A 12,583-nucleotide genomic window follows, 5' to 3' on the forward strand; every position below is an offset into this window, starting at 1 on the left:
ATCTTTAAAATACATTGTGCTTAAGCAACCAACTGCTTCTGTTTTTCCTGCTCTTGGGCTTTTAATACTTCTTCACGTAATAAGCTCCAGATCTGATGGCGCAGTTGGCTGAACTCTGGGCTGGAACGTACATCCTTCTGATCGCTTCGTAGCTCAACAGGGACTTCAATCACCTGCTTGATTCGCCCAGGACGTGAGGTCATGATGGCAATGCGCTGCCCCAAATAAATGGCTTCATCAATACTATGCGTGATAAAAATGATGGTCTTCTGAGTCTGTTGCCAGATTTTGACCAATTCAGCCTGTAAGGTTTCACGGGTCTGCGCATCGAGTGCGGCAAAAGGTTCATCCATCAATAGAATGTCTGGGTCATAAGCTAGACTCCGTGCAATTGCGACCCGCTGCTTCATGCCACCTGAAAGTTCATTGGGATAATGATGTTCAAACTCCGCAAGCCCCACTAAATTTAGGAAATACTTTGCCGTTTGATAACGCTGTTGTTTATCAACGCCTTTTGCATCCAAGCCAAACTCAATATTTTCTAGAGCCGTTAACCACGGAAATAAAGCGTATTGCTGAAAGACGATACCGCGATCTAAACCAGGTTTCTTAATGGCCTGCCCATCAATGGTGATTTGACCTGAACTTGGTGTCGTTAAACCAGCCAAAAGATCGAGCAAGGTTGATTTTCCACAGCCACTGGGACCAACAATGGCAACAAATTCACCTGCCTTAACATCTAAAGATAAATTTTCGACTGCCACAAAATCTTCGGCCTGAACTTTTGCACCTTTGACTTTTTTGGCAGCAAAAGACTTATAAACATTTTCAATTTTTAATTTTGTGCTCATTGCTTCTGCTCCTTACTGTGCTGTTCGTCAGCTACATTTTTATTTTCACTTACGTAGGGATTAAATTGATTGGTAAATAAAGCATCTGCCTTAACCTGATTGGGTTTGAACTCACCACGTTTTTCAAATAGGTCAATCCAGCGTTGATATTGTGCTGCATTTAACAACCCACCTTGGCTGACTACCCCATAGCTGCGCCAGTACTGCATCAGCACATCGCTTTCATTACGTTTTCTCTTTTCAATGATGCTTTTAAAACGGACTAGCACTTGTTCTCGTGGCGTTTGCTTGGTCCATTCCACGGCTTTGGCAACACCTGTGACATATTGCTTGACCACTTCCGGATGCTGTTGGATGAATTTTTCAGTAAAGACATAACTACCCGCGGTAAAACTGCCATACAGATCCGTGTCTGAGACCAATTTTCTTAAACCGCCACGTTCCAAGGCCTTATCTTGAAAAATAGAAACCAACGCTGCGGCATCCACTTGTCCTGCACGTAAGGCTTGTTCTGTGTTGGTGGGCGGCAATACCACAAATTCCACTTGATTGATTTCGTCATTGCTTAAACCTTGACGTGCCAAATAGTCTTTCAAGACAAATTCGTAATGTGCACCCAATGTGTTTACAGCCACTTTTTTGCCGATCAAATCACGTGCTGAATGAATCTGACTATTATTCGGAACGTAATAACCGACCCAACTTTTATCATCACTGCCATAAGAGGCAACCACGGCCTTGATCTTAATCCCTGCTGCTGCAAGCTTGATGATTGCGCCATCAAAAGCCGTTGCAACATCCACATCGCCCGTCGTGAGTGCTTGTAAGTCCTGAGGGCCACCTTGCACACTGCCAACATATTTCAGCTTTAAGTCACCTAAATAACCCAAGTCTTCAGCCAGTTCTGGTAATGAAACCACACTGGTTAAAGATTGATAACGAAGCTCATGTACCTGATTGGGTGGAATATCTGATTGTTTACTACATGCAATGAGACTGATTGCCATTAAACTCAATACGCTAATCTGCCCAAGCGATTTAAAATGCCGTTTGAAAAACTGCCGAAAATTCTGTTGTTTCATTTTATTATTCTCCTAACGTCGCCAAACCAAAATACGACGCTCAGTTAAGTTGGCTAAGCTATTCCACGCCACACCGATAAAACCAATCACGATTAAACCAAATACAATCAGACCAACATCTAAAGTGGCCCGTCCACGAATCACGATATTGCCCAGCCCGACACCATAATTTGCCAACAAAAACTCTGCCCCGATGGTCGCTACCCAAGCGAAAATCAAACCGAGTTGTAAGCCCAAAAAGATTTGGCTGGCTGCCGCAGGTAAAATCAGTTTGCTCAAGGTCTGCCAAGCATTGAATTGATAGACTTTGGCAACTTCGTATTGATGCAGTGGAATTTGTCTGACCCCATCTATGGTATGTAAGGCCACGGGATAAAAAACTGAGAACACAATGAATAAAATTTTCGCGCTATTGCCATAATCCAAAAAGGTGGTGATTAACGGTAACCATGCAAACAAAGAAATCTGTCGCAATACATTAAAGCTAGGCAAAAATAAATAATTGGCCCAACGTGAAACGCCAACGACAATGCCAAAAATAACGGCCAGAATGCTACCTATGACAAAACCAGTCAGATCACGGAACAGGCTCGCGCCTAAACCTGTCCAAAACTCTTGCTGCTGAAATTGATGAATTGCAATCTGCACCACCTCAAATGGTGCTGGAATGAGTTTAGGATTGATCCAATTCAACTTGGATGCGATCGCCCACAACACAATGAAAACAATTGGGATGACCAAACCATAAACGTTTAAATAATTGAAATTAAATTTTGTTTTGGATGTAGACGTAATAGACATATTCAATCCCCTTAAAATGCACTGCGTTGCCAATGGCTAAACCAACGTTCAACCCAGCCCAAAATATGATCTAGAACAAAACCCACGATCCCTATCACAATGACAGCCATAAAAATAATGTCGGGTTGGATCAATTGCCGTCCCCACACAATCAGGTAACCAATCCCTTCACTACTGGCTAATAGTTCGACAAAAACCAGTGATAGCCACGCCTGCATAATCCCTTGACGTAAACCACTGACTATATTGGGCAAAGCAGATGGCAAAATGACACGACGAAATCGCTGCCACGCACTAAAGCGATACACCTGCGAAACTTCTAATAAATGCGGAGGCACATTCAAAACACTGCGATAAGTCGCAACCAACACAGGTACAAATACCGCAAGTGAAATCGCTGCAATTTTTAAGCTTTCATCAATACCCAAAAAGATCATCAGTAATGGAATCCAGCCAATCACTGGAAATTGCGCAATCAGATTAAAAGTTGGGTAAATGAACTTGTGTGCGATACGTGATAATCCGATGAGAAAACCCAATAACAACCCGATGCTGCCGCCCACCAGAACACTCCAAGCCACCCGTTTTAAGCTAATCCATAAATTATCCTGTAACTCATGCGTATCGATCAGTTCTAAGGTGGTTTGCCAAACCAAGGCAGGACTTGGCAAAATTTGTTCAGGTAACCATTGCTTCTGAAAAGCATAATGCCAAACCGCTAAAGCGATCGCAGGTAAAACCAAAGCCAATAAAATACGAACTGCCCATATGCCGATTTGCTTGAAATAAGGGGCTAAATTAATTCGTTGCCAAGTGTGTTCATTTTCTAATTGAGTTTCGATGCTATTCATTTTATTGACCCTCTATTTCTGAATACATTTCAATCTCTACGGGCTGTGCTGTAAAAACTTGTGTAAGTTGCTGGGCAAAACCGATCAGCCCGCCAAATAAAACTGCTGAAATAAGAAACATCGACTGTAAGCCCCAGTAGTGACCTAGCCAGCCTCCTACCATGCTCCCCAGCAAAGCCCCCGCAGGTCCTGCCATTGCTGTTAATCCAGAAACCTTTGCCATTCCCAAGCGTTCACCCACATTGGCAAACATGGTGAAATTGACAATATGCAACATCGCAAGCCCCAAACCCAAAATCACAGCACCCATCCACAACAGCGCTGGAACTTTGGGAATACCCAAGGCCACAGATGCCACTGCAACACAGGCAAAACCCGTTTGATAAAAGCGTTTTATCCCCCAGCGTGCGAGTAAAGTACCTGTCGTAAATAAGGCCACAACAAACACCGCACCCTGTAGTGTCACCAAACTGGCAGCAATCGTTTCACTCAAGCCAAAGTCTTTGATTGCAATAACAATGATGAAAAAACCGTAGTACGCCATCACGGCATTGCTCGCCATTTCAATCAAACTGGTACGTCGTAAAGCCTGATCTTGTTTTAATAAAACCAATTGCTTGGCAATTACGGCAAAGCTAAAGGCTTCGTTCTGTTGCGCTTGACTGATCTCTGTTGAATTTGATCCAAAGGCCAATGGTGCAAACACTATCGGTAGCAAAAAAAGTACCGCAATCCACCAAAATGCGCCTGAGAATCCAGCCCCACTTACTAAACTCACGGCCAATAACGGACCAACCAGAAAGAAGCCCATCATATGCGTGCCTCTAAACCATCCCGCCCTAGCAGCACCTATACTTTTTAAATGCTGCATATACACTGTATTAAGCGAAACGAACCGCATTGGCATACATAGCCCAACAAAGAAAGTACATAAGATCAGATACCAAACCGATGGATAAAATGGCACCGTGACATAGACCACTGCTGCGAGAAAACTTCCTAATACAAACATTGTCTTAGGCCCGTGTCGCTGTACTAACAAACCAATGGGTAATCCGATCAGCAAAATACCTAAACTCTGCACTGCGGCAATCAATCCCATTTCAAACTCATTCGCAGCTAACTGCACCGCATATAACGAGGTCACGATTTTCGCAATACCAATGCCCAAGCCTGCACACAATGCCAAGCCGATAAAGCCCAATACAAAGTGCCACTGACCCAATTCAGCCTGAGCAACCGATTCCTGACGCATAGGTCATTCCTAAAATGGTGAACAAATAAACTGGCTTGCCAAAGGCATACAGGCCCTTGGCCCACCCCAGATCACAATTACTTTTTACGGTTGCCATTCACATCAAATTTTGGCCAGAAGTTTTCCAGTTTCAGTTCTTGAATCGCCGTGTTGAGATACTTCGGTTCAATCCAAGAATCCACATCCACTGGACGGCGAATCAGTTTGTAATCAATCGACTGCTGGACTGATTTCTTTAAAGAGTTGACTGCATAATCATCAAAGTATGGTGAGTTACGATCTTTCAGCGAGTAATCATCCCAGTCTTTTTTATAGTCAAGATAAGGCACACCGCTTTGAGCCCATAGCTTGTACTGCGTATCACGATTCTTTTCATCTGAGCTCCACACGTTATCCTTGATAAAAGTGGTCACCACACGCTGTACAATTTGTGGATATTTCTTCTCAAAATCTTCGCTGACCCATGCCACCAATGGACCATTCAGGTTTGGATCTTTACGCACTTCTAAAATACGCTTTGCCACACCCCGTGCTTCCAACGTCCACGGACTGGTAATCAGACCATCAATATCACCTGTTGATAGTGAGGTTTGAGCTGAATAAAAGTCCTGACTAATTACACGGAAATCTTTTTCAGTGAATCCGTATTTACGGAATAAACGTCCCAAAATCAGCTGTTGGTTGGTGCCTTTAAATACAGAAATGGTTTTGCCTTTTAAATCCGCCAGACTTTTCGCGCCTGAATCCGATGGCACTGCAAAATAAACAGGTCCAAAACGTCCCGTCACAAATAACAGTTTGGATTTCAAACCCGTTGAACGTCCGACAATCGAAGGTAAATCACCATGCCCGATACCAAAATCAACTTTTTTGTTGGCTAATGCCTCATTTAATGCTGGACCTGCACCTGGGAAAAAGCTCCATTTCACCTTGATGCCGTCTTTGGCAAACTCTTTTTCCAAAATGCCGCGTAAGTTCGCACTTGCATAAGCACTCCCCCCAACTTTGGGTTTTCCACCTACACCTGCACCGGGAACCCCCAGTCGAATTTCTGTGGGATTGCTTTCAGCAAAAACTGAGAAACTGGTTGCAACCAGCAAACCTGCCGTTGCACCAATAAATAAATGTTTTGTCAAAAATTTCATTGTGTCATTACTCATATTGGAAAATTAAAAGGTGTATTGGAATTGCGCTTGTACTTCTGAGAAGTCTTTTTGCGCAGCTGTCTCGTGGTCATAGCTCCAGCGATTCAGCCCTAATTGGAATTTTGTGGTTTGTGCAAAGAAGAAATTTAGGCCCAAAGTATGAATATCGACTTTGCCAAGTCCTTGCCCAGCAATGCCGATGACATCTGCACCTTTATTTGGGTTGTAACTGTCATAGCGATAGAAGGTCTGGATTGATTTCGGCCAGAAGTCATCAAACTTCGCTACAGATTTCACACTGTTATAAAATTGATCGCCAAAGGTATAAAACAGGGTTGCGGTATGCCCTTCAGACTTTACTTCTGAGGTAGAGCCTGTGGCCGTTGCATAGTCACTGAGTCCTTTGACATATTCATAAGTCACGCCAAACGGTGCATGGTTGTAGTAAATATCGAAACCCAAACGATCATTGCGACCATTACCATCGAGAACATTACTGCCTGCGATAACGTTCTTACTACCTTTGAGATACGAAGCACCAAATTTCAGCTCACGGAACCAACTGGCATAATCAACAGGTAAAGTGAAAGCGACCCGTCCGATATAATCTTTCTTGTCATTGTCATCGACTTTATTGATCCCATTTCCGTTAACCACACCCAAAGCATATTCAAATAATGGCGCTCGGTAGTTTGATGAATAATCAACAAATGGTTTTACATCGCCACGCACAATCAGACCTGTCTGACGATTGAATAGACCCAATTGTGCCAGTCCTGTTGCAACGTTGATGGTCGGCCGTAAATCCTCTGGAGATTGCGGGTCTAAGCCAAATGGAATCAGTTGTTGTCCAAGCGTCACGTTTAAACGAGGGACTTCGGGACCACCATTAGTTGAAGTAAAGTTATAGCGTAAAAATGCATCAGCCAAATTCAAATCACTAGCACTACCCGCTGTACCCGTACGTTTGCCGTAGCTAAAAGACAATTGGTAATCTAAGTTTTTGCCTTCTTTATAATCTCGATATAAATTTCCTCGTACACCAAATAACGCTGTTGGGATATCAAAGGTATTACGACGTGGTGTAACGGGTGCAGGATTTCCAGCTGAGGTATCCCGACTTTGTGTTTGTGCACGTACTTGTACTGTTCCATACAAAGTCGTATCTCGAGTTGATTTCACCGAAGTACGCTCATATTGGCGTGATTGATCATACTTATAGTTTTCTAAATCACTCCGGAAACCAGCCAATTCGCTTTGAGTTGCAAAACTATGTTCAGTATTTTCTTCCTGAGCATCAGTTGATGTTTCATCTTGGGCTGCAAGCTGCGCTGTCTCAACGACCTCAGTTGAAGCTTGTTTTTTTTGCTTTAACGCATTGACCTGTTGCTGTAATGCCGTCAATTGCGCCTGTAATTGCGCTAATGTAGTATCAATATCTTCTGCTGCCTGAGCTGTACCGCTTCCCAAAAGTGTTGCAATGCTCAAAGCAATCGATAAAGAGAGATAATGTTTTTTCACCAATAAAGCCCCTAAAACTAAAACAATAAAATTTGAGTAAAAAAATCCGATGTGTGACTGAATAAGCAATCACACCGAAAAAAGATCCCAACGAAATGAATTAAAAAATGAGAGAGAAATTAACTTTCCATACAACAACGCAACATCTTCATCCTGTGCTCCTCAGCCTGCATAAAATCAATCTTTGATTCATATACCGAAATATTTGCAAGCAGCATGCCAATTATTAAGCATTTGTTTTTTATATAAATTATAAATCATCATCTCTATTTTTCTGTTGAAGCCATGTTGATTTTCCAACACTCTGCTTATACCAAAACAGCATATTTTCAGGTTTTTATTTCTTATTTTTAGATATAGGAATAGTACAGCGATATGCTTATCTGAAAATAAAAAAGGACAGCTGGAATGACCGAGCTGTCCTAAATAAAAGAGGAGATTAAATTAAACAATATGCTTTATGTTTTAAGGCGCAGGATTAGGATGTGCTTGATGAATTTGCTCAATCCCCTGAATGACCTCATCGGTTAACTGTAAGTGAATACTCTCAATATTGGTTTTGAGTTGCTGTAAGTTGGTCGCCCCAATAATATTACTGGTCACAAAACGGCGACTGTTCACATAGGCTAAAGCCAACTGAGCAGGATCTAAATCATATTGCTGCGCCAACGCAACATAACGACGGATTGCATCTTCAGATGCTTGACCTTTATAACGTGCAAAACGTTCCCATAAGGTTAAACGTGCTCCTGCTGGCTGTGCCCCATCTAAGTATTTACCCGTCAATGCACCAAATGCCAAGGGTGAATATGCTAGCAAACCCACCTGTTCTCGAATTGCAATTTCAGCATTGCCGATTTCAAAACTACGGTTCAATAAATTATAGGGATTTTGGATAGACACAACCCGTGCTAAGCCCAATGTTTCGGAATACTTCAAAAACTGACTCACGCCCCATGGGGTTTCATTGGATAAACCAATGTGTCGGATCTTGCCGGCCTGAATGAGATCAGACAAAACTGTCAGCGTTTCTAAAATTGGAACGGTATCTTCATCTTCAACATGGTTATAGCCCAATTCACCGAAATGATTGGTACTTCGGTCTGGCCAATGAAGTTGATAAATATCAATATAGTCCGTCTGCAAACGTTGCAGGCTATCATGCAGTGCAGTTTCAATATTAGCGCGATCTAGCTTGGTTTGACCTGAACGAAAATGCGAAGCTTGGGTGAGTTTTCCTGAACGGCCTACCACTTTGCTGGCAATCAGGACTTGGTCTCGTTTCTGTGACTGCTTTAACCATGTCCCGATATATTTTTCAGTTAAGCCCTGTGTCTCTGGTTTCGGTGGTACTGGATACATTTCAGCGGTATCAATCAAATTTACGCCTTGCTCCACGGCATAATCCAACTGCTCATGTGCCTCGGATTCAGAATTCTGTTCGCCCCAAGTCATCGTGCCTAGCGCAATCACACTTACATCAATATCAGTTTGACCTAATTTTCTATATTGCATTTTTCACTCAATTCAATTGTGATGACACAAGAGCGACTGTTAATGGTCGCCCTTGTTTCTTTAACTTATGCTTCAGTTTTAACATGAATTTAACTGGCTTTGTTTTTTTCAGCCTGTCGAGCAAGGACATATTGATTTTCTGGACGTGCCAGTCCCAAGTTTTCGCGCAACGTCGTTCCTTCATATTCGGTACGAAATAAACCACGACGCTGTAACTCTGGCACAATCAACTCAACAAAATCATTTAAGCCTGCTGGCGTGCTTGGTGGCAAAATATTGAAGCCATCGGCTGCTTCATTTTCAAACCATTGTTGTAATTGATCGACAATCTGTTCAGGTGTGCCAATCAGTTGCCAATGTCCACGTGCACCAGCAACCCATTCATAGAGCTGACGGATACTGAAATTGTTTTTCTTGGCAATATCTGCAATTAGAGCAGGACGACTCACCATGCCTTGCCCTTCACCCAACTCAGGGAATGGACCATCCAGATCATAGCCTGAAAAATCAAAGCCGCCACTTAAACCACTCAGTAAAGCAAGCCCTGCTTCTGGATGAATCAAGTCCGTAAGCTGTTGATATTTAGCGCGCGCTTCTTCTTCGGTACGCCCCACAAATGCAGAAACCCCCGGTAAAATTAAAAGTTCATCCGCTGAGCGTCCATATTTTGCTAAACGGCTTTTTACATCACGATAGAACTCTTGCGCATCTTCCAGTTTTTGATTGGCGGTAAAAATGACTTCTGCATAACGCGCAGCCAAATCACGCCCAGGCCCTGACTGTCCCGCCTGCACAATGACGGGGTAACCTTGAGGCGTACGCGGCACATTCAAAGCACCTTTTACGGCATAGTATTTGCCTTGATGATTCGGGTTATGAACTTTTTCGGGATTATAGAAGACACCGGATGCCTTATCATGAATAAAGGCATCATCTTCCCAGCTATCCCAAAGTTTTTTAATCAGATCAACATATTCCTGTGCACGCTCGTAACGCTCTGCATGTGGAATTTGCTGTTCATAGCCAAAGTTTGCAGCAGCGGCTTCCGAAGCAGAAGTCACCACATTCCATCCAGCTCGACCATGACTGAGGTGATCGAGTGAAGCAAATTTACGTGCCAATAAGTACGGTTCTTCATACGTAGTCGACGCCGTTGCAATAAACCCGATATGTTTGGTCACCGTCGATAAAGCCGCAAATAGTGTGACGGGCTCAAAGCCAGCCACTTTATCGCTGTAGCCTGTTTTCTCAGCTTGACCGAAATTCACAGCCAAACCATCAGCCAAGAAATAAGCATCAAATAAGCCTTTTTCAGCTAACTGTACCTGTTCTTTAATAAAATCAAAATCAACAGCTTTTGTCGGTTGCGATTCTGGATGTCGCCATGCAGCGACATGTTGTCCAGTTGCTGGAATAAATGCACCCAATCGAATTTTTCTACTCATGTTCTGCTCCAAATTTGTTGTTCAACACAATTCATCTTTCACTGTGATGAATACAAATTAGGTGCCATATTTTTTATTTATAAATATCAAAACATTAGAAAAAAATCGTTTTAGCTATGCTTCAGCAACAGCATGATTCTGTTGAGGGGGTGGTGGAAAATCAACAATGCTCGTCGATAAAACTTCATTGAAGTAAATTTACTGTCATCCAAGTTTTGGATTTATTCTGAGGATGTCGTTATTGGTAACTTGATGCTAAACACACTATTATGATTCGGATTGCTATATTCAATTGAACCTTTATGCGCAATCACAATCGCATGGACAACGGCTAGACCTAAACCCGTGCCACCAAATTCTTTATTTCGTGACTGTTCCAGTCTAAAAAATGGATCAAATAAGTCTTGTTGATATTCGGGGGCAATCCCTGGACCTTGATCCTCAATTTTCAGCACCCAATCATCTGCCACCCACTGCGTAGAAATTTTAAGTGTTCCTGCATTTGCATAGCGAATTGCATTTTCAATCAAGGCAATAAGTATCTGCTCGATACGCCGACTATCACAATGTATAAATTCGGCCCTGACATCCAGTACTGGGATAATTTGAGCTTTTGCCATGCGATCTTCGAACAGTTTTAAAACTTTTTCTGCATGCAGTTTAAAATCAATCTTTTCATAATTTAATCTGAGTTGCTGATTTTCCACTAAACTCAGTGTCCGCAGGTCTTCAACCAAATGTGACAAACCTTCTACCTGACTTAATAAGCTTTTAAATAAAGCCTCATCGGGTTTAAAAACACCATCAAGCACCCCTTGTAAACGCCCCTGTAAAATAGTGATGGGTGTTCTCAACTCATGTGCAATTGCAGCATTCCAGACCTGCGCATTTTCAACCGAGCTTTCTAGTTTTTTTGCCATATCATTGAAATTATTCATCAGTTCAGCAATTTCAGTAGAGTGAATCTTGCTGTCATCTGCCCGTGCGGAAAGATCACCGTGGCTAATTTTCTTTGCAGCTTCGGCCAAATAATTAATCGGTACGATAAAGCGTTGTGCGAGATGCATACCAATAATCAATGAAATCACTGAACCACAAAACACCACTGTAGCAAGCCAAATCCAATCAACAAAATGGAATTCCGTCCAATCTTCTTGTAAAGAACTTAACGTAATCCATCCCGCATCAATGGCATAGTTATAAATGAAATAGCCTAGAAAAACTGAAAAAAGTGTCACGCTTAAGTTGACAATACTTAAGGCAATAAAGAGCTGTTTACTGATTCCTGAGCGACTTTTCATAACATTTTTCCAAATAACTTACCTGCTGATCTTTTGACTACACTATATTTCTTGTGGGTGATCTAGTCGGTAACCGACACCTCGAACATTGATCAACATCTGCTGTAATCCATGCTCCTCTAATTTTTTTCTTAATTTACTGACATGACTATCTACAGTACGCTCCAAAGCGTCACTATCGGGTAAGCAGTGATTTAGCAATTCACTACGAGTAAATACTTTATGAGGATGATCAATCATTTGCAGTAAGATTTTATATTCAGTTAAGGTTAAATTTAGCATCACTTTTTTATGCTGCTGATGAATATAAACACTATGAATATCGGTATTAATTTCAATATTTTTATAACTTAGATTTCTATTAAGCACCTGCTGACTCTGCTGTGTTCGTCGCAGCACTGCTTGAACGCGAGCCACAACCTCATTCGGATTAAAGGGCTTGACTACAAAATCATCCGCACCAATTCTTAATGCCATGACCTTATCAATTTCCTGATCCAATGCCGTAAGCATAATGACGGGGGTTTGCGCCTTTTGACGAATTTTGCTGAGTACGTCCCAGCCATTCAGTTCAGGCAATTTTATATCCAACACAATGAGATCGATTGTTTGTGCGGCATGGATTTCAATCGCCTGTTTGCCATTCATTGCCCGAATGACACGCATCCCTTCACGCTTGAGATAGTGCTCAATAATATCGCCAATATCATACTCATCCTCTACCACAAGAATAAGTTTGTCGTGACAATCGAAAGAAAAGGAATGCTCAAACATAACGATCTAAATCAATAAAACAATCGATTCATCATACGCTGA

11 protein-coding genes are annotated in these 12,583 nt (G+C 42.2%); all 11 read right to left on the reverse strand.

Going from position 1 to position 12,583, the window contains the following annotated elements:
* Positions 1–20: 20 nt before the first annotated feature.
* A complete protein-coding gene (locus F887_RS06935) occupies positions 21–851 on the reverse strand; it encodes an ABC transporter ATP-binding protein (protein ID WP_005295050.1) in 831 nt (276 codons plus the stop codon).
* On the reverse strand, positions 848–1,933 hold the full coding sequence (locus F887_RS06930) for an ABC transporter substrate-binding protein (protein WP_005295053.1): 1,086 nt from the start codon (positions 1,931–1,933) through the stop codon (positions 848–850). Before F887_RS06930 ends, F887_RS06935 begins: the two co-directional genes overlap by 4 nt.
* A gap of 12 nt (positions 1,934–1,945) precedes the next feature.
* Positions 1,946–2,734, reverse strand: coding sequence for an ABC transporter permease (locus F887_RS06925; RefSeq protein WP_005295057.1), 789 nt, complete (start codon positions 2,732–2,734; stop codon positions 1,946–1,948).
* 11 nt (positions 2,735–2,745) lie between these two features.
* On the reverse strand, positions 2,746–3,585 hold the full coding sequence (locus F887_RS06920) for an ABC transporter permease (protein ID WP_005295059.1): 840 nt from the start codon (positions 3,583–3,585) through the stop codon (positions 2,746–2,748).
* Position 3,586: 1 nt separating this feature from the next.
* Entirely contained in the window at positions 3,587–4,840 is a 1,254-nt protein-coding gene (locus tag F887_RS06915; RefSeq protein WP_005295061.1) for an MFS transporter, read from the reverse strand.
* 77 nt (positions 4,841–4,917) lie between these two features.
* Positions 4,918–5,985 carry an ABC transporter substrate-binding protein gene (locus tag F887_RS06910; protein WP_005295064.1) on the reverse strand — a complete coding sequence of 356 codons (1,068 nt, stop codon included), beginning with the start codon at positions 5,983–5,985 and terminating at the stop codon, positions 4,918–4,920.
* A 24-nt stretch (positions 5,986–6,009) separates the two neighbouring features.
* A complete protein-coding gene (locus tag F887_RS06905; RefSeq protein ID WP_050560060.1) occupies positions 6,010–7,533 on the reverse strand; it encodes a porin family protein in 1,524 nt (507 codons plus the stop codon).
* Positions 7,534–7,971: 438 nt separating this feature from the next.
* Positions 7,972–9,021 (reverse strand): NADP(H)-dependent aldo-keto reductase, encoded by a 1,050-nt coding sequence (locus tag F887_RS06900; RefSeq protein ID WP_005295069.1) that lies wholly within the window; start codon positions 9,019–9,021, stop codon positions 7,972–7,974.
* 89 nt (positions 9,022–9,110) lie between these two features.
* Complete coding sequence (locus tag F887_RS06895; RefSeq protein ID WP_005295071.1) at positions 9,111–10,466, reverse strand: LLM class flavin-dependent oxidoreductase; 1,356 nt, start codon at positions 10,464–10,466, stop codon at positions 9,111–9,113.
* Between the two features lie 221 nt (positions 10,467–10,687).
* On the reverse strand, positions 10,688–11,767 hold the full coding sequence (adeS, locus tag F887_RS06890) for a two-component sensor histidine kinase AdeS (RefSeq protein ID WP_005295074.1): 1,080 nt from the start codon (positions 11,765–11,767) through the stop codon (positions 10,688–10,690).
* Positions 11,768–11,809: 42 nt separating this feature from the next.
* Positions 11,810–12,541 carry an efflux system response regulator transcription factor AdeR gene (gene adeR, locus F887_RS06885; RefSeq protein WP_004662643.1) on the reverse strand — a complete coding sequence of 244 codons (732 nt, stop codon included), beginning with the start codon at positions 12,539–12,541 and terminating at the stop codon, positions 11,810–11,812.
* Between the last annotated feature and the right edge of the window lie 42 nt (positions 12,542–12,583).

Source organism: Acinetobacter sp. NIPH 2100, assembly GCF_000369805.1.
Lineage (GTDB): Bacteria > Pseudomonadota > Gammaproteobacteria > Pseudomonadales > Moraxellaceae > Acinetobacter.